15 protein-coding genes and 3 tRNA genes are annotated in these 17,275 nt (G+C 68.7%); 7 read left to right on the forward strand and 11 right to left on the reverse strand.

The window, feature by feature from the left end:
- Positions 1–145 precede the first annotated feature (145 nt).
- Positions 146–1,207, reverse strand: coding sequence for a hypothetical protein (locus tag AC0KXF_RS09805; protein ID WP_473109004.1), 1,062 nt, complete (start codon positions 1,205–1,207; stop codon positions 146–148).
- Between the two features lie 283 nt (positions 1,208–1,490).
- Here AC0KXF_RS09805 and AC0KXF_RS09810 point away from each other — a divergent pair, with 283 nt between their 5' ends.
- A complete protein-coding gene (locus tag AC0KXF_RS09810; RefSeq protein ID WP_473109005.1) occupies positions 1,491–2,486 on the forward strand; it encodes a pirin family protein in 996 nt (331 codons plus the stop codon).
- Positions 2,487–2,564: 78 nt separating this feature from the next.
- Complete coding sequence (locus AC0KXF_RS09815; protein WP_473109006.1) at positions 2,565–2,942, forward strand: GNAT family N-acetyltransferase; 378 nt, start codon at positions 2,565–2,567, stop codon at positions 2,940–2,942.
- A 146-nt stretch (positions 2,943–3,088) separates the two neighbouring features.
- Here the strand turns inward: AC0KXF_RS09815 and AC0KXF_RS09820 are convergent.
- The 9 genes from AC0KXF_RS09820 to AC0KXF_RS09860 form a co-directional block, all read right to left on the reverse strand.
- Positions 3,089–3,161, reverse strand: a tRNA-Phe gene (locus tag AC0KXF_RS09820).
- A gap of 65 nt (positions 3,162–3,226) precedes the next feature.
- Positions 3,227–3,303 (reverse strand) — tRNA-Asp (locus AC0KXF_RS09825).
- Between the two features lie 30 nt (positions 3,304–3,333).
- Positions 3,334–3,406 (reverse strand) — tRNA-Glu (locus AC0KXF_RS09830).
- 276 nt (positions 3,407–3,682) lie between these two features.
- On the reverse strand, positions 3,683–3,967 hold the full coding sequence (locus tag AC0KXF_RS09835; RefSeq protein WP_473109007.1) for a hypothetical protein: 285 nt from the start codon (positions 3,965–3,967) through the stop codon (positions 3,683–3,685).
- A gap of 28 nt (positions 3,968–3,995) precedes the next feature.
- Positions 3,996–5,366 (reverse strand): M18 family aminopeptidase, encoded by a 1,371-nt coding sequence (locus AC0KXF_RS09840; protein ID WP_473109008.1) that lies wholly within the window; start codon positions 5,364–5,366, stop codon positions 3,996–3,998.
- Complete coding sequence (locus AC0KXF_RS09845) at positions 5,359–6,936, reverse strand: leucyl aminopeptidase family protein (RefSeq protein ID WP_473109009.1); 1,578 nt, start codon at positions 6,934–6,936, stop codon at positions 5,359–5,361. Before AC0KXF_RS09845 ends, AC0KXF_RS09840 begins: the two co-directional genes overlap by 8 nt.
- Positions 6,937–7,112: 176 nt before the next feature.
- Positions 7,113–8,501 carry an ABC transporter permease gene (locus AC0KXF_RS09850; RefSeq protein WP_473109010.1) on the reverse strand — a complete coding sequence of 463 codons (1,389 nt, stop codon included), beginning with the start codon at positions 8,499–8,501 and terminating at the stop codon, positions 7,113–7,115.
- A complete protein-coding gene (locus AC0KXF_RS09855) occupies positions 8,498–9,274 on the reverse strand; it encodes an ABC transporter ATP-binding protein (protein WP_223043226.1) in 777 nt (258 codons plus the stop codon). Before AC0KXF_RS09855 ends, AC0KXF_RS09850 begins: the two co-directional genes overlap by 4 nt.
- A gap of 132 nt (positions 9,275–9,406) precedes the next feature.
- The gene (locus tag AC0KXF_RS09860; RefSeq protein WP_473109011.1) at positions 9,407–10,129 is read right to left on the reverse strand and encodes a CPBP family intramembrane glutamic endopeptidase; all 723 of its coding nucleotides are present in this window, start codon (positions 10,127–10,129) and stop codon (positions 9,407–9,409) included.
- Positions 10,130–10,235: 106 nt separating this feature from the next.
- Here AC0KXF_RS09860 and AC0KXF_RS09865 point away from each other — a divergent pair, with 106 nt between their 5' ends.
- The 4 genes from AC0KXF_RS09865 to AC0KXF_RS09880 all read left to right on the forward strand — a co-directional run bounded on the left by AC0KXF_RS09865 (position 10,236) and on the right by AC0KXF_RS09880 (position 14,041).
- Entirely contained in the window at positions 10,236–11,285 is a 1,050-nt protein-coding gene (locus AC0KXF_RS09865) for an LLM class flavin-dependent oxidoreductase (protein WP_473109012.1), read from the forward strand.
- A 213-nt stretch (positions 11,286–11,498) separates the two neighbouring features.
- Positions 11,499–12,623 (forward strand): AbaSI family restriction endonuclease, encoded by a 1,125-nt coding sequence (locus tag AC0KXF_RS09870; protein WP_473109013.1) that lies wholly within the window; start codon positions 11,499–11,501, stop codon positions 12,621–12,623.
- A 100-nt stretch (positions 12,624–12,723) separates the two neighbouring features.
- Positions 12,724–13,308, forward strand: coding sequence for a TetR/AcrR family transcriptional regulator (locus tag AC0KXF_RS09875; RefSeq protein ID WP_473109014.1), 585 nt, complete (start codon positions 12,724–12,726; stop codon positions 13,306–13,308).
- 40 nt (positions 13,309–13,348) lie between these two features.
- Positions 13,349–14,041, forward strand: a complete 693-nt coding sequence (locus AC0KXF_RS09880; protein WP_473109015.1) for a type 1 glutamine amidotransferase domain-containing protein — start codon at positions 13,349–13,351, stop codon at positions 14,039–14,041.
- 14 nt (positions 14,042–14,055) lie between these two features.
- Here AC0KXF_RS09880 and AC0KXF_RS09885 read toward each other — a convergent pair whose 3' ends face one another.
- Complete coding sequence (locus AC0KXF_RS09885) at positions 14,056–14,550, reverse strand: SRPBCC family protein (RefSeq protein ID WP_473109016.1); 495 nt, start codon at positions 14,548–14,550, stop codon at positions 14,056–14,058.
- 635 nt (positions 14,551–15,185) lie between these two features.
- Between AC0KXF_RS09885 and AC0KXF_RS09890 the strand changes: the two genes are divergently transcribed.
- Positions 15,186–17,096 (forward strand): ABC-F family ATP-binding cassette domain-containing protein, encoded by a 1,911-nt coding sequence (locus AC0KXF_RS09890; protein ID WP_473109017.1) that lies wholly within the window; start codon positions 15,186–15,188, stop codon positions 17,094–17,096.
- Positions 17,097–17,275: the final 179 nt, after the last annotated feature.

Below are 17,275 nucleotides of genomic sequence, written 5' to 3' on the forward strand. Positions count from 1 at the left end.
TCCGTGCCCGTTGCACGAGATGCATGTGTACGAGCTTGCGGCCCTGCAGTTCGGCACCGCCATAATTTATGTCTTGGCTTCACGCTATCAATGAATTCGGGATTCGGGCTCACCGGATGAGTCTGAGAGGGATCGCCCGCGTCGGTCAGGTCCAGTCGAAGGTGAGCACCGCGGTGCGGGTCTCGGGTTCGAAGAACAGCAGGATCCCGTCTGCCCCCTGCTCGCGCCAGGGGTACCCGGCCGTACACCCCACGAAGGCGAAGGGCCGACCGTCGACGAGACGCAGCACCGGCGTCAACGGATCGCTCTCGTCCAACCGGAACGCCGCGGGCGGTGGAAAGCTCGTCCAGTTGCCGTAACCGGGCTCTCCGCCGAGCTGGTCGAGAATCGCGATGTCCGTATCCCATCCTTCGCGCTGGCGCGTCGGATCCTCCTCGTCGCCCCAGACCAGCTTGTCGAGGCGTTCCCATCGCACCCTCGCGGCGGCGAACTCGGCTTCGGCCTCAGCGTAGAACTCGCGCAGCTCCACCGGCTCGTCCGCACCGGCTGACCCAGCTCCTTCCCCTGCCTCGAGCGCGAAGAGCTCCCGCTGCCCGAGATATCGGTAATGCCCATCCGGTTCGACGCGGAACGAGATCCAGTCCTCACAGGCGAACTCATCGTGATGCTCGACCGTGTCCGCACCGAGCAGCCCCTCGACCGGTTCGACAGGACTCAGCAGGTGCACACGGCCGCTCCACGCAGGATCGATCGCGCCGAGATCGACCGAGACGAGCGGGTGCAGCAACCGCTCGAGCCACATCTGATCCGTCGCGAACACATCACCCGGTCCCGGAAGCACCGTGAGGCGCGGGTCCGGCCCGATGACGCGTTCGCCCGGAGAGGGGCCGCGATCCGGCTCTGCTCGCTGATCCCGAACGCCCCGCTCCCCAGCGACGCTCGCCCGCAGCACATCGGGGCCGGGATCCGCCGCGACCCCGGAGCCGATGTCCCACGCCGACTCGAACGCGCCGGCCGATCCGCGGATTTCTGCCTCGGCCCGCGCGACGAGCTCGCGCGCTTCTTTCTCGGTGCGCGCGGGGAACTCGGCGACGACCTCGTGGTCGTCGAGCCGGCGGATCACCACGTGCCCGAGCGTGTCATCGCCTGCGCCCCAGGATGACCGATACGACACCTCATAGAGTGCGTCAGCAGCGATATTGCTCATGCTGCACAAACTACCGGACCTGGGGCATCGCAGGGCGTTCTTGGAGCCGCCGTGGCACCCACGGATCGGGCTCGATGGATTGCGAGGTGCACCTTTTCATGGACAGGGCTGCTCGGATGCATACGCAGCGCACGAGGCGATCCGGAGTGAGGTAGCAGAAGCTTGACCTGCTGCTAGCGTGGAGAGAGACTGACCTGTATACCCAGCGGGAGGCAGCACGCCTCGCCACAGCCGAGGTGGGCCCCTCCGCACTGATCGATGACGATGGGCGCGCCGACCTCGCATGAGCAACCTTGACAAGAACCCTGATCTGATGGTGCTCGAGCCGGGCGCTCCGTGCACAGCGGTCGAACTCCTCGAACCGCGTCTCGTGCCCCTCGGCGGGCCGCGCGCGATGACGGTCTACCGCACGCTTCCTCAACGGACCCGCTCATTGATCGGAGCCTGGTGCTTCCTCGACCATTACGGCCCCGATGACGTCGCGAAGACGGGCGGGATGGTCGTGCCGCGGCATCCGCACACCGGTCTCGCCACCGTATCCTGGCTCTTCACCGGCAGTATCGACCATTACGATTCGGCGGGCAACGGCGCCGAGGTGAGACCCGGTGAGCTCAACCTGATGATCGCCGGGAAAGGGATCACGCATCAGGAGATAAGCACGGACCGGTCTCCGATCCTCCACGGCGTCCAGCTCTGGTACGCCCTGCCAGAATCGACTCGCTTCAGTGAGAATCACTTCGTCCATTGGGTTCCCGATCCGGTCCGGATTCCAGGGCTGACCGCGCGGACCTTCATCGGCGAGTTCCTCGGAGCCTCGTCGCCGGTGGACACGCGCACCCCCGACCTCCTCGGATCTGAGCTCATCATCGAAGCGGGAGCGTCGGTGCGGCTGCCCGTGCGTCGCTCCTTCGAGCACGGGCTCCTGGCTGAAACGGGCCAGATCCGGGTCAATGGAACCGAGATCGAGCACCGGTTCCTGGCCTACGTTCCCGCCGGATCCGACACGATCCTCATCGAGGCCGGGCCCGAAGGGGCTCGTATCGTCCTCGTCGGCGGAGTCCCGCTCGGCGAACAGATCGTCATGTGGTGGAACTTCGTGGGGCGCTCGCACGAAGAGATTGTCGAATTCCGCCGCCGCTACCAGGCCGAACTCGGCTTCGAAGCACCAGATCCGCGCGATGTCGGAAAGCCAGCACTCTTCGGCGATTTTCCGCCGGGTCAACGTGATCCCCTGCCGGCTCCCGTTCTTCCACTCACCCGGTTACGACCCCGCGGCTGAGGGCTGAGGGCTGAGGGCTGAGACGAGTAGGCGCAAGATCGTATAGGAACTGACAACCTGCAGCAGAAGGGAGCGACCATGCCAGACAATCGCTTCACCGTTGAGAAGCAGACAGAGCGGAGCCGCTATGTGCTCATCGACCAACGTCCCGAGGAGAACGGAGTCGCAGACGCATCCGACCCTGTGGAGATCGGTGAGGAGGCCTTCGTAGACGTCACCGACGGCGGGGGTCGGGTCGAGCGCGTCTTCTACCACACTGGCGTCTCGGAGGACTACGCCGGGCATGGCCTCGCCTCCACCCTCGTGCGGGCGGCCGTGGACGACGCCATCGTCGACGGGGCGAAGGTGGTGCCGGTCTGTCCATACGTGAAGTCCTGGCTGCGCAAGCATCCCGACTATGCCGAACACGTCGTCGAGCCTCGCGAGGACCATGTCCGCGCGATCAAGAACAGGTAAAGAGGAGCACCACCGGAGAGACGCGGCCTGAATCCGCTCTCCAGCCCGTCCGCGATCAGGGCCAGGACATCATCTCGAAAACACAGAAGAACCCCCGCGATGTAGAAGCTACGCGGGGGTTCGGAGCGGGCGTAATACTCCCGCAGTGGCTCCGACGGGCGTCGATCCCGTGACCTCACGATTTTCAGTCGTGCGCTCTACCAACTGAGCTACAGAGCCAGACAATCACTTTCATGGCGATCGCCCGAGACGAAGAAACCCTTCCAATGGAAGGGTTCTTCGACTGGCGACCCTGACGGGACTTGAACCCGCGACCTCCGCCGTGACAGGGCGGCGCGCTAACCAACTGCGCCACAGGGCCATGGTGTATTCAATTGTATTCGGTATTTAGTGACCCCAACGGGATTCGAACCCGTGCTGCCGCCGTGAAAGGGCGGTGTCCTAGGCCGCTAAACGATGGGGCCGAAGCGTTTTCGCGCTTGCTACCGAGATATGATCTTATGCGGGGATGCGGGTTCAGTGCAAATCGGGACCGATAAGTGCGCATCCCTGGCGTGTCGCGCCTCTCGGTGCGGACTGCACTCCATTCGCGACCGACAGAACGACCGGCCGCCAGGGCAGCCGGATCGCCAGAGCGCACCTCGAGTCAGACCAGCGCGTCGCATACGCAGAACGGCCCCCAGACGGGCGAGATCGCCGCGCTGGGGGCCGTTCGATGCTGAGGCAGCAGACGGGGCCACTCACCCGCCGAGAGCTCGCTGCACCCTGCTGAGCGAGATGTTCTCGTGCAGCATGACACCCGAGCTCGTGCGCTGTTCGAAGTGGTACCCCATCTTGCCCCTCGACAGCATGCCGATGAGGTAGGGCTCCGACGCGTTCCACATGATCCACGTCGGCTGTCCGACCGCATTCGTGCCCAGGTAGGTGATCTCGATGTCGCGTTGCCCGATTCGCTGCACACTCGGCATCAGAGCATTGTGCGAGAGGGCGACGCCGCTGTGTCCCGACTGCTGCATCTCACTCATAGCACGATCCTAGCGAACGTGAGCCGGATTATGACAGGGTCGCGAAAAACGCGCCAGTCGCCCGGGCGAGTCCGTGCAGGTCGTCGACGTGCGCGAGCTCGCGCGCCGAATGCATCGACAGCAGCGGCACCCCGACATCGACGGTGCGAATACCGAGGCGCGTCGCCGTGAGCGGCCCGATCGTGGATCCGCACGGAGACGTGTTGTTCGACACGAACTCCTGGGTCTGCACCCCGGCCGCCTCGCACACGCGCAACCACAGAGCGGCGCCGTGAGCGTCGCTGGCGTAACGCTGGTTGGCGTTCACCTTCAGCATCGGCCCGCGCCCCGCGAGCGGCTGCACGCGGGGATCGTGCTTCTCGGGATAGTTCGGGTGCACCGAGTGCCCCGCATCTGCCGACAGGCACCACGATCGGGCAAGGGCCCGAGCCGAATCATCGACCGAGGCGTCAAGACCGGCACGGATCCTGCCCAGCACCTCCTCGAGGAACGGCCCGCAGGCTCCCGAGCGCGTCTCGGAGCCGAGCTCCTCGTGGTCGAACGCCGCGAGCACCGCGATGGTGCCGGGCGCCGGTTCCGCGGCGAGCAGGGCGACGAGGCCGGCGACCGTCGAACTGAGGTTGTCGAGCCGAGGCGAAGCATAAAGCTCGCCGTGCGCACCGATGCGGGCCGGCGGCTGCGTGTCATGCAGGCGCACGTCGGCTGCAGCGATCTCATCGACCCGGATCCCCGCCGCGTCTGCAAGGAGCGCGAGCGCCGACGGGGCGCTCTCCTCCGCACCGCCGACGGGGGTGAGCCCGATCACGGGCTGCGTGTGCCGCTGCCGGTCGAGAGTGAGACCCGAGTTGGCCTCGCGGTCGAGATGGATCGCGAGCTGCGGGATGCGGGCCACCGCGCCCGTGCGCGCCAGGTGCTCGACGCCCTCGCGAGTGACGATCCGACCGGCGAACTCCAGGTCGCGGTCGAGCCAGGAGTTGAGCAGCGGGCCGCCGTAGACCTCGACGCCCACCTGACTCCAGCCGTGGGCCGTGAAGTCGGGCTGCGGTTTCACCGAGAAACCGGGCGAATCGGTGTGACACCCGAGCACGCGCACCGGACTGCCAGCGGTGACCTTCTTGCCGGCCCGCCACGCGATCAAAGCGCCATCGCGGCGCACGAAGCCACGCGATCCGTCGTTCACCGCCTCCCAAGCCTCGGTCTCGTCGTGCGCCACGAACTCCGCTCCCTCGAGCGCCTTCGCGAGCGCCTTAGCCGCGTGATACGACGACGGCGCCTCGGCGATGAACTCCGAGAGGTAGTCGATATAGGCGTCGCGATCCTTGAGCAGATTCTGAGGAGCGCGCGAGGATCTCCCGCGGTGTCGAGAGCGCCGGGAGGCGGAGGCCGCGGCGTCACTCATCGTCGGCAACCGATCCGTCGGTGTCGGTGTCGGCCTCGGGCTTCTCGAACCCGGCGGCGAACTCAGCGAGCAGACGCGCGCCGAAACCGGTCGAGCCGACCGAGCGCCACAGGTCGTCGCTCTCGGACTGCATGGTGCCCGCGATATCGAGGTGGCCCCAGGGCAGGCCGTCGACGAACTCGTTGAGGAAGAGCGCGGCGAGGATCACCCCGGCGTACTGGCCGCCGATGTTCGAGAGGTCGGCGACGTTCGACTTGAGCTGGTCGCGATAGCGGTGGTCGAGCGGGAAACGCCAGATGTTCTCGTCGGTCGCGTCGGCCGCGGCCTGCAGCTGCTCCGCGACCGAATCGTTGTTCGCGAGCATCGCGGCGGTGCGCGTGCCGAGCGCCATCATCGCGGCGCCGGTGAGCGTCGCGATGTCCACGATCGCGTCGGGCCTGCGCTGCTCTTCGGTCGCGAGCACGAGGCCGTCGGCCATCACGAGACGGCCCTCGGCGTCGGTGTTCTTCACCTCGACGGTCTTGCCGCCGCGCATGGTGAGCACGTCGCCGAGCTTGGTGGCGCTGCCCGACGGCATGTTGTCGGTGCACATGAGCCAGCCCGTGACCGCGGTGCTCGCCCCGAGGTCGCGCAGCGCCGTCATGGACGCGAACACGGCAGCGGCGCCCATCATGTCGAACTTCATGGCCGCGTGCATGGCGTTGGACGGCTTCAGGCTGATGCCGCCCGAGTCGTACATGATGCCCTTGCCGATGAGCGCGAGGTGCGCCTCCGCGTCCGCGAGAGCGGTGCCTTCAGGGCGGTACGAGACCTTGATCATGCGCGGTTCTTCGACGCTGCCGGCGTTGACGCCGAGCAGGCCGCCCGTGCCGAGCCGCATGAGCGCCTCGCGGTCGAAGACCTCGACCTCGAGTCCGAAGTCGGGCGCGAGGCGCTCGACCACCTCGGCGAACTTGACCGCGCTGAGGTGGCGCGGCGGGGTGTTGGCCAGGTCACGGGAGATCGCGGCGGTGCGGGCGAGGATCAGGCCGCGCTCGACGCCCCGCTCGATATCGCCGGATGCCTCGTCGCCGTGCCCGTCGCCGATCTGCAGCATGAGCTCCTCGAGCGCCACAGTCTTGGGGTCGCTCTTCAGAGCGTCATAGCGATAGCGGGCCAGAACGGCGCCCTCGATCGCGGCCTGCACGGCCACCTCGACGTCCCACTCGCCCGATGCGAGCACCCCCGAGAGATCGACCGCGATCCGCGCCTCCTCCCGAGCCGCGCGGGTGAACGCCGCGACGGCGTCGCGCAGACGGGCGTCGGAGTCGATGCCCGCCTTTCCCGTGCCGACCAGCACCCGCAGCGGAATGCCCGGCAGCAGCAGCGTCTGGTTCTCGCCGCCGGTGAAGCCGGCTGCGGCGAGCGCGTCCCGACCGATCTCGGCGACGCCCTCGGGCAGCTCGCCCTCGGAGGGCACGAATACGGCCAGCGCGCCGGTATCGGCCGGTGCCTCGGATGACAGGCTCACGCTGGGCGCGTGGGAGAGAGAAGGGACGGGATCGAATGCAGGATCAATCACAACGGTCATGGCTTCAGCCTACTCGGGGCCTCTGACATTCTTCAGGGGCCGGTCGCGAGGACCGTCTCGCAGACCGGCCATCGGTATGGGATCTGCCGAAGATATAGCGATCCAGGCCTGGTCGGCCATACGGACGGCAGATCCCATAGCCGGGGCAACTCGGATCGCGTCCCGTCCGGCGCTGCTCACTGAGCGGCGAGCGCGGCGACGGGCGAGACGCGGATCGCGCGCCGCGCGGGTGCGGCTGCGGCGATCAGGGCGAGCGCGATCCCGAACACCGCGACACCGCCAATGATCGGCCAGGGGATCGTCGGAGCCATCATGCCCGACTGGGAGCCGAGCAGTGTCACAGCGGCGGTCCAGCCGTAGAAGACGCCGAGCACGAGCCCGAAGGTGAGCGCGGTGAGCGTCATCTGGGCGCTCTCGGCGAGTACCATCCGGCGCACCTGCGCCCCGGTGAAGCCGAGCGCGCGCAGCAGTCCGAGTTCGCGGGTGCGCTGCAGCACGCTGAGCGAGAGCGTGTTGACGAGGCCGACCGCGGCGATGACCGCCGAGAAGCCGACGAGGCCGGTGAAGACCGCGGTGGTGACGGCGAGGGTGCCTGCATGCTCCTCTCGCAGCGCGGGATCGTTCTCGAACGCCTGCAGCGTCATCGTCTCGTAGCTCGCGAGGGCGACCGCGAACATCGTGACGAGCGTCACACCGATCACGAGACCGATGGTCGAGCGCGCGCTGCGCTCGGGGAAGCGCACCGCGTTCGCGGCGGCCAGGCGGCCGGACGGACCGGAGCCGAGCGCGCGGCCGGAGAGCCGCAGCAGCGGCGGCATGATGAGGTGCGCGCCGAGGGCGATGCCGGTGAACGAGAAGAGACCGCCGAAGAACGCGATGAAGAGCGCGAGCGGCGTGACGAGGCCGAGGGCGATACCGATCGCGAGCAGCGCGGCTCCGATGATGAGCAGGATCACGGACCACACCGTGCGCGCCGGCCTGCGACGGGATCGCTCCGCGGGCAGTTCGACGGCCGCGCCGGTCGCAGCGATCGGTGAGACCCTGCCCACCCGCCGCGATCCCGACCACGCCGCGACCCACGTGGTGAGCGCGACGATCGCGACCGCGATGAGGGTCAGCGGATCGAACAGAGGATAGTCGCGCCCCGCGGGCAGCCAACCGAGCTCGGGCCCCCAGGTCACGGCCGCCGCGCACAGCGCTTCGGCGATCCCGAACCCGAGAACGGCCCCGAGCAACCCCATCACGAGTCCCTCCCCCGCGACGCGCGCCCGCACGCGGGCCGAGGTCGCACCGATGAGCCGCAGCAGCGCGATCGTGCGGGTGCGCCCGGCGATGATGGTCGAGAAGGTGTTCGCCGTGACGATCGCTCCGACGTAGAGCGCGATCAAGATGAAGATGGCGGCCACCATGATCAGCACGAGCCGGAACGTGCCGCTCCTCTCGATCACGGCGGGGTCGATGGCGGCGGTGAGGATCCCGGTGAACAGGATCAGCGTCACCGCGAACAGCGATGACAGCGCCGAGACGACGATGGTGGAGGCGTGCTCCCGGATCCTGCCGCTCACGCCGCCGCCCCCGACACGACCGTCTCGAGGTTGAGCATCGTCTCCGAGATCTGCTCGGCGCTCATGGCGCCGCGATCGGCGACGATGCGTCCGTCGGCGAGGAACAGGATGCGGTCGGCATGGCTCGCCGCGACCGGGTCGTGCGTGACCATCGCGATGGACTGGCCGGCCGTGCGTGTGGCGGATCGCAGCAGCCCGAGCACCTCGCGCCCCGTGCGGGAGTCGAGTGCGCCGGTGGGCTCGTCGGCGAAGATCACGTCGGGCTGCGTGGCGAGCGCCCGCGCGATCGCCACCCGCTGCTGCTGCCCGCCCGACAGCTCGTGCGGGCGGTGCTTGAGACGGTCGGCGAGCCCCAGCGTCTCGACGAGCGCGCCGATGCGGTGCTGCTCCTCGGCGTTCGGACGGCGCCCGTCGAGCTCGAACGGCAGCCGCAGGTTGCCCATCACGTCGAGCGTGGGCACGAGGTTGAACGACTGGAACACGAAGCCGATCCTGCGCCGTCGCAGCTTCGTCAGCGCCGCGTCGCCGAGGCCGCTGATCTCATCGTCGCCGAGCCAGACCCGCCCCTCGCTGGGGGTGTCGAGACCGGCCATCACGTGCATGAGAGTCGACTTGCCCGACCCCGACGGCCCCATGATCGCCGTGAACTGACCGCGTCTGATGCCGATCGACACGTCGTCGAGTGCGGTGACCCGCTGCGGTCCCTCGCCGTAGTGCTTGCCCAGGTGGGCGACGCGCGCCACCAGTCCGATATCGCTCGTTTGAATCTCCATGCTCACGAAGCTACGGGCGGGGTGCGGGATCGCGGATCGCCCTCGGGTACCGTCCGCATGGTCCCGGGGTACCGTTCGAAATGGGTGCTCCCGGCGGGGCCGGGATGGGCCGGACCCGGGATCGGCGCCGCGTCAGGCCAGTGCGAGCATCAGCGTCGGGAGGCCGAGGAGCAGCAGGTCGAGCCCCCAGTGGGCGAGCACGAGCGGGGCGATCCGACGCATCCAGAGCATCAGCGCGCCGAGGATGAGCCCCGCGAAAAGAGTGGTGAGCACCTTTGCCGCGACATCGGCCGGTGAGGAGAGCGCGAATCCGATGTGCTGGATCCCGAAGACGATCGCCACGATGACGAGTGCGAGGGCGGTGCCGATGCGACCCGCGAGCCGAGGCTGCGCGTAACCGCGGTAGACCGCCTCCTCGGCCAGGGCGATCGTGAACGGGGCGATGAGTATCGCGACGATCCCCACCCACAGCGGAACGCTCGGGGCGCCGGTCGGGATCGGCGGCGCACCGCCGTAGACGATGAGGTTGGCGGCGAAGTTCGAGGCGAGGAATCCGATCAGCAGGATGATCAGCATGAGCGCTCCCCAGGCCAGGTCCACCCACCGCCAGGGGCGGAACAGATCGAGGAGGCCGCGTCCTTCGGCGCGCATCGCGAGGCCGACTGCGGCGAGCGCCGCGAGATCGATGACGACGACCAGGGCATTGGCGTAGATCAGGGACAGGTTCGCGGCGACGAGGATCAGGCCGAGGGCGAGCACGAGCAGGGGCCGGACGGCGAGCACTCCGAGCAGGCGGAGCATCGGCGTCCGGGGCGGGGAATCGGCGGGCGCTGGGGAGGAGTTCGTCGGGGACATAGTCTGAATGTACAGTTTCCTTTACATTAAAGTCAAGGAAGCTTGACACTCACCCTTGGTCGCGCAGCCGCGGGAATACGGCTGCCTGCCTCGCGTTGCATCCGCCATGAGAGCTTTCGGATTCCTATCCTTCGGGCACTACGGCCCCGTGCCCGGATCGCGGGTGCGCACCGCCGGGGACATGCTGCACCAGACCATCGAGCTGGCCGAGGGTGCCGACGAGCTCGGGGTGAACGGCGCCTACATGCGGGTGCACCATTTCGCCCGGCAAGCGGCCTCGCCGATCCCGCTGCTCACCGCGATGGCCGCCCGCACGAAGCGCATCGAGGTCGGCACGGGCGTGGTCGACATGCGCTACGAGAACCCGCTGTACTTCGCAGAGGAGGCGGCAGCGCTCGACCTCATCGCCGAGGGTCGGCTCGCACTCGGGGTGAGCCGAGGGTCCCCCGAGACCGCGCTCAGGGGCTACGAGGCCTTCGGGTACACGGGGTCGACGGACCCGCGCGGCGCCGACCTCGCCCGCGACAAGTTCGATCACTTCATGCGCGCCATCGAGGGCGACGCGCTCGTCGACAGCGACCCGCAGATGGCACCTCCCGGCAGACTCGCGATCGAGCCGCGCTCCCCCGGGCTGCGCGACCGCATCTGGTGGGGTGCGGGATCCCGCGACTCGGCAGAGTGGGTCGGTCGGCAGGGACTCAACCTCATGAGCTCGACCCTGCTGACGGAGGCGACGGGGCAGCCGTTCCACGAACTGCAGCGCGAGCAGATCGACCGCTTCCGCGACGCCTACCGGGAGGCCGGGCACACCGGTGCTCCGCGCGTCTCGGTGAGCCGCAGCGTCTTCCCTCTGGTGAGCGAGCCGGACGAGATGTTCTTCGGCGTGCGCGGCCGTGACGGTCAGGATCAGGTCGGGATCATCGACGGCCTGCGCTCGACGTTCGGCAAGACCTACGCCGACACCCCCGACCGCCTCATCGAGCAGCTGCGCGCCGACGAGGCCGTGATGGCGGCCGACACCCTCATGCTCACCATTCCGAACCAGCTCGGCCCCGAGTACAACCTGCACGTGCTCTCGGCGTTCGCCGAGCACGTGGCACCCGCGCTCGGATGGAAACCGAACACCGAGGGGCCCGTCGAGGGATACGCGGTCTGAACGCGTGTTCGCGCCCCGCACCGATGCATCCCCCTCGAGAGGCGGGTTTCGCAGCTTTCGGTGAGGGATGAGCTGCGGAATCAGCCTCTCGACGGGGCCGAGGAACAGGACCCCGCAGCAGCGCGCCACTGCAAGATCAGCGCAAGACCGTCAGTGGTCCCCCATACTCTGGAACCGACGCCCGGCCGACTCCGCAGAGAATTGAGGGACGACATGAACCGCGAGAACTTCGAATACCTGGTGGCGACGTTCTCGGGCCGCACACGAGGCAAGAAGTACGAGAACTTCGTGGTCAACCACATCTGGCACGCGCTGGGCGATCCCGATCTCCGCCCGGTGACCCAGCAGTATGTGAATCGGCGCGCCGCGAGCACCGGGGTGGGGCTGGCGAACCTGGCGCGAGTCAAGAACGACGGAGATGAGACCGACACCCGCCACGCCTTCATCGACCTCTACTTCCCGCAGCTGCACCTCGGAGTCGAGTGCGACGAGGCCCAGCACTTCTCCAGCGGCGAAGCCCGAGCCGCAGACGGCCAGCGCACGAACGACATCGCGCGGGTGATCCCCGACTATCTGGAGCTGCGCGTCAGCGTCGTCACCGATGCCGAGGGGAACGTCGTCGAGCCGAACGCGATCCTCTCGACGCTCGATGAGGTCGTCGAACAGATCCGGGAACGGAAGCGGGCGGTCGCCGAGGGCGCCTTCAGCTGGGCCACCGGGCTCAAGCCCTGGGACACCGATCGGAAGGACTGGGAGCAGGCGCGCGATGCGGGTGTGCTCCGCGTCTCCGACGAGTGGCTGTTCGCGCACAACGGCGAGATCCGCCGTCTCTTCGGACGCGGCAACCCGGAGGGGAAGGCGAGCACGTTCCAAACGAACTTCCGCCTGGACGACACCTTCGCCGTGTGGTGCCCGACGCTCAGCGAGGCCGACGCTGACGGCAGATACCACTCCACGAATTCGAAGGGCATTCTGAACGTGCTCTTCCCCGACGGCGACCGCGTGTGGATCGGTCAGGCGGATCCGACTCCCGAATCCGTCGCCCGCAGGCGCGATGTCCGGCAGGAGAACGAGTCGAGGAAACTGCGGGGAGAGTCGCAGCTTCCCCTTCCCCCGTTCGAGTACGGGGTGACTCGCGAGGAGTACGAGGCGACCCACCAGGGCTCGCACTGGGACACCTCGAGACGCATCACCTTCGCGCGAGTGCGCGACGCGGTGGGCCGCAGCGGTTACCAGTTCATCGGCGTCTTCGCCATCTCTCCCGAGGTCTACGCGGATGAGAACGGCCTCTGCTACCGGCGATGCAACCTCGAGTCGGACGAATTCGCACTGCCATGATCCGGCGGGCGGAGTCCGTTGGGCAGACGCCCCAGACTCTTGCCACCCCGACCAAAAATGTTTACACTGCTCACATTAGAGTATTCACGAAGGGAACCCGGTGCCAGCTTCAGCGCGCGACGCCTACCACCACGGCGATCTGCGAACGGCCCTGCTCGAGGCCGCGAGTGAGATGCTGGAGGCCGGCGAGAACTTCTCCCTGCGCGCCGTGGCCCGGCGGGCCGGGGTCTCCCAGACCGCCCCGTACCGGCACTTCGCAGACCGGGAGGCGCTCGAATCTGCGCTCGCCGTGCGCGGATTCGACGATCTCAGGCAGCGTCTCTCGCTCGACGGCAGGCCCGCACGGTCGGAGGAAGAGCTCATCGAGTTCGCCGTCGCGTACGTGCGTTTCGCCCTCGACCGGCCGGCGGTGTTCAAGCTGATGTTCGGTCAGGAGTGCGACGACAGCAACGACGATCGAGTGCGGGCAGCTGCCGAGCTGCGCGCCCTGCTCGCCGATTCCCTGCGCGACGTCCTCCCCGGGGCGGACCACGATTCGCTCGCGGTCGCCCTGTGGGCACTCACACACGGGCTCGCGTTCCTCCACCTCGACGGCAAACTCGCCGCGTCGGACCCGTCTGCGGTCGCCTCCCGCGTACGCGACTCGGTCGGGGCGCTGCGCAGCGCGTACGGAGGCCCAGCCTGATCCGCCGCACCCCTCGCCACCCGGAAGAGAAGAGCTTCGCATGTCCGCACGCATCCTGCACGTCGTCACCGATGTCGGCCATTACGATGATCCCGGGCACCCCACGGGGCTGTGGCTCTCCGAGCTCACGCACGCGTGGGAGGTCTTCGAGCGGCAGGGCTTCGAGCAGTCGATCGTCAGCCCGCGGGGCGGATCCTCGCCGCTCGAACCGCGCTCCCTGAAGTTCCCGAACTCCGATAGAACCTCGAAGGCGTGGCTCTCCGACCCGGAGAAGTCGGCTCTGCTCGAACGCACGCTGCACCCCGACGACGCGGACTCCGCCGACTACGACGCCATCTACTTCACCGGCGGTCACGCGGTCATGTACGACTTCCCCGACAGCGAGGGCCTGCAGCGGATCACGCGCGAGATCTTCGAGCGCGGAGGGGTGGTCTCCTCGGTCTGCCACGGCTACTGCGGTCTGCTCAACACGCGGTTGAGCGACGGATCGCTCCTCATCGCCGGGCGCCGGATGACCGGTTTCTCGTGGAAGGAGGAGGAGCTCGCGCGGGTCGATCATCTGGTCCCCTACAACGCCGAGCAGGCCGCGAAGCAGCGCGGCGCGCACTACGAGAAGGCGCGGATCCCGTTCATCTCGCACACGGTGGTCGACGGCAGGCTGGTCACGGGCCAGAACCCGGGATCGGCGAAAGCGACCGCGAAGGACGTCGTCGCGGCGCTCTCCGCCGGCTGACGGCCTCGCACCCCCTACGGGCGCATATCGAGATACGCCTCGCGCATCGCGGGGTAGTAGCTCTCGAAGCTCGGCCGCTCGGTGCCCTCGGTCGCAGCGACCAGCAGGTCGAGATAGTACTCCCAGCCCGGTCCGATCTCGCCGACCTCGTCGAGGGTGTCGAGGTGATGCACGAAGGTCAGCAACGAGTCGTCGCCGTCCCGCTCGACGAGCAGCTCCATGTGCCAGCCGCCGACCTCGTCCTCGGCCTTCAGCACGAGTCGCTCGGGCGCCTCGCACGCGAGGATGCGGATGCCGATCGCGGGTTCGTGATCCTCGAAGCGCATGCGCACCCGCACCGCACCGCCGGCGCGCCCGTCGCCCTCCCACGGACCGAACCACTGCTCCGTCAGCTCCGAATCCGTGAGGTAGGCCCATGCCTCCTCGGCGGGCAGGGCGAGGGATCGCGCGAGCGCCAGATCCGCACCCCGATCCGTCGAGGTGATCCGTCCGCTGGTCTCCATCGTCATGCCTGCTCTCCCGTCGCCAGACCTCCAGCGTACGCCGCCCGCTCCGGGGTTCCCAGCGGGTCGGCGAAGTCGGGCCTGCCGACCCCGCCCGACCCGCCGACCCGCCGACCCGCCGACCCGCCGACCCGCCGACCCGCCGACCCGCCGACCCGCCGACCCGCCGACCCGCCGACCCGCCGACCCGCCGACCCGCCGACCCGCCGAGAGGAGGATTTCACATGCGGAATCGCGATCCAGCATGCGAGATCCGTATCTCGGCGACAAGAAGATCCCGCCCCCTGAGCTTGTCGCAGGGAGAAAGAAGAGGGGGATCGGGTTGCTCCCCTCGACAGGTGCAGGGAGGGGTCGATGGTTTGCAGGAACCCCGTTGCGGCGGGCGCGCGACGGGCGTAGGCTCTTCTCCCGTGAAGAACTAACGCAGCCTCAGATCCCCTACCCGGTTCCGCTGCGCGCCGCGCGCGCCGGGGTCGATGTCAGGGGCTGCTGCGTACTCACCTCGGGCTCATCCGGCCGACGCGCCACCGGCGCACCCGGATCGCGATCCGCCGAAGCCTGTCACGGCTCGCCGCGGCGCCCGCTCAGCACCAGCGCCCCCATCGCCCCCGCGGAACACCCGATTCCGAGAGGCGGCCACCATGCCCGCACCGTACACCACCGCTCCAGACCTCACCGCCGCGACCCGCGCGGCATCCCGTCCCGCTTCAGAGGGCGCGGGATCGGCGCACGGCGCCACCCACCTGACCGTCGACGGCGTCTCGAAGACCTACGGCGACCGCCGCGTGCTCAGCGACATCTCGTTCTCCGCGAAGCCGGGCGACCGAATCGGCCTCATCGGCGAGAACGGCACCGGCAAATCGACGCTGCTGGGCAGCATCGCCGCGGCGGGAGCGGCGGGTGAGCCGGGCACGCCGGGGGCGATCGCGGCGAACACGTCGCACGCGCGGATCCCGGAGACGACGCCCGACTCCGGCACCGTGACGCTGCCCGGATCGGTCGGGCTGCTCAGGCAGCAGCTCCCCTACCCCGACGCAACCGCACTCGCGACGGTGCTCGACGACGCCCAGCGCGCCGCGCTCGACGCACTCACACGCATCGAGCGCCTCGGCGCGCGCTTCGCCGAGCAGCCCGAAGACGCCGCCGTCGCGGACGCCTACGCCCGCGCCCTCGAGGATGCGGAGCAGACCGACGCCTGGTCTACTGAGGCCCGCAGGGGTGAGATCCTCACGGGGCTCGGGCTCGGCGGCATCTCGGAGCGCCGCCCGATCGGCGAGCTGTCGGGTGGCCAGCGTCTGCGGCTCTCCCTCGCGGCGCTGCTGCTCGAGGCACCGCAGACCCTGCTGCTCGACGAACCCTCGAACCACCTCGACGATGCGTCGGCGGCCTACCTCGAGCGCGTACTGAGCAGCTGGCCCGGCATCGTGATCGTCGCGAGCCACGACCGCGCGCTGCTCGACGCGGTCACCACGCGGATCCTCGACCTCGACGCCCTGCCGCTGCCCGCCCGAGTGCTCGCCGACGCCGAGCGGGCGACGGCGTCGGAACCCGTGGAGGCCGATTCCTCCGACGACGAACCGTCGACCGATGACACCGGTTCGGGGTTCGGCATTCGTCTCTGGGGCGTCGGCTACTCGGCGGCGCGTGCCGCGCGGCAGGCGGAGATGCAGCGGTGGCGCGCCCGCTATGCCGCGGAAACCGTCGAGCGGGAGGAGCTGCTCCACGAGATCGAGGTCGGATCGCGCGAGGTCAACCGCAAGCACGAGTCGAAGTCGGAGGCGAAGATCACGCGCAAGTTCTATGCGGACAAGGATGCCCGGGTGACCGCCCGCCGCGCCCGCAACGCGCGCGTGCGCCTCGAAGCGCTCGAGCGGGAGCGGGTGCGGCGACCCCCGGAGCCGCTGCGCTTCAGAGGGTTCGGGCTCGCGACCGGGACCGCGAGCCGGGAAGAGGCGCAGACTCCGCCTCCGGAACTCATCCGCGCGGATCGCGTTGCGCTCGCGGGACGGCTCCGTGAAATCTCGCTGAAGATCGAACCGGGCGGGCGGATCATGCTCACCGGCCCGAACGGTGCGGGCAAGTCGACGCTGCTCGCGATCCTCGCCGGCCGCCTCGACGCCGATCGCGGCGAGCTCGAGACCGCGCCGAGCACCCGCGTCGGATACCTTCCGCAGGAGGCGGAGTTCGCAGACCCGGATCGCTCCGCCGAGCGCGTCTACGTCGACGAGGTCGGCTTCGAGATCGCGGATGCCGTCCCGCTCACGGCCACGGGCCTGCTGGCGCAGCGGGATATCGGACGCCCCGTCGGCGCTCTCAGCGTCGGCCAGCGCCGCAGACTGGCGCTTGCCGCGCTTGTCGCGGATCCTCCCGATCTGCTGCTGCTCGACGAACCCACCAACCACCTCTCGCTCACCCTCGTCGAGGAGTTCGAGGAGGCGCTGCGCGAGTTCACCGTCGATCCCGAATCGGGAACGGGCCTCGTGATCGCGACGCACGATCGCTGGCTGCGATCGCGGTGGGAGGGCGAGGTGCTGCGGTTGACGGCGCCCTGATCCCTCGGGCTCCGGCGCCGTTCTGATCCCGCAGCGTCCCCCTCCGGCGCGGCTCCCGAGATAGCGAGCAGCCCCGAATGACGCCCGCGCGCACGCGTTCGAAGTTCGCCCAGGCGAACTTCGAACCGTCGCCGAACCGAGCTTCAGTCAGGGCTTCTCCCTCGCTCGACAACCTTGCT

Source organism: Leucobacter holotrichiae, from assembly GCF_055791005.1.

Coding starts and splice junctions, on each gene's coding strand:
- AC0KXF_RS09805 (WP_473109004.1), bottom strand. CDS start 1,207: ATGAGCAATATCGCTGCTGACGCACTCTATGAGGTGTCGTATCGGTCA.
- AC0KXF_RS09810 (WP_473109005.1), top strand. CDS start 1,491: ATGAGCAACCTTGACAAGAACCCTGATCTGATGGTGCTCGAGCCGGGC.
- AC0KXF_RS09815 (WP_473109006.1), top strand. CDS start 2,565: ATGCCAGACAATCGCTTCACCGTTGAGAAGCAGACAGAGCGGAGCCGC.
- AC0KXF_RS09835 (WP_473109007.1), bottom strand. CDS start 3,967: ATGAGTGAGATGCAGCAGTCGGGACACAGCGGCGTCGCCCTCTCGCAC.
- AC0KXF_RS09840 (WP_473109008.1), bottom strand. CDS start 5,366: ATGAGTGACGCCGCGGCCTCCGCCTCCCGGCGCTCTCGACACCGCGGG.
- AC0KXF_RS09845 (WP_473109009.1), bottom strand. CDS start 6,936: ATGACCGTTGTGATTGATCCTGCATTCGATCCCGTCCCTTCTCTCTCC.
- AC0KXF_RS09855 (WP_223043226.1), bottom strand. CDS start 9,274: ATGGAGATTCAAACGAGCGATATCGGACTGGTGGCGCGCGTCGCCCAC.
- AC0KXF_RS09860 (WP_473109011.1), bottom strand. CDS start 10,129: ATGTCCCCGACGAACTCCTCCCCAGCGCCCGCCGATTCCCCGCCCCGG.
- AC0KXF_RS09865 (WP_473109012.1), top strand. CDS start 10,236: ATGAGAGCTTTCGGATTCCTATCCTTCGGGCACTACGGCCCCGTGCCC.
- AC0KXF_RS09870 (WP_473109013.1), top strand. CDS start 11,499: ATGAACCGCGAGAACTTCGAATACCTGGTGGCGACGTTCTCGGGCCGC.
- AC0KXF_RS09880 (WP_473109015.1), top strand. CDS start 13,349: ATGTCCGCACGCATCCTGCACGTCGTCACCGATGTCGGCCATTACGAT.
- AC0KXF_RS09885 (WP_473109016.1), bottom strand. CDS start 14,550: ATGACGATGGAGACCAGCGGACGGATCACCTCGACGGATCGGGGTGCG.
- AC0KXF_RS09890 (WP_473109017.1), top strand. CDS start 15,186: ATGCCCGCACCGTACACCACCGCTCCAGACCTCACCGCCGCGACCCGC.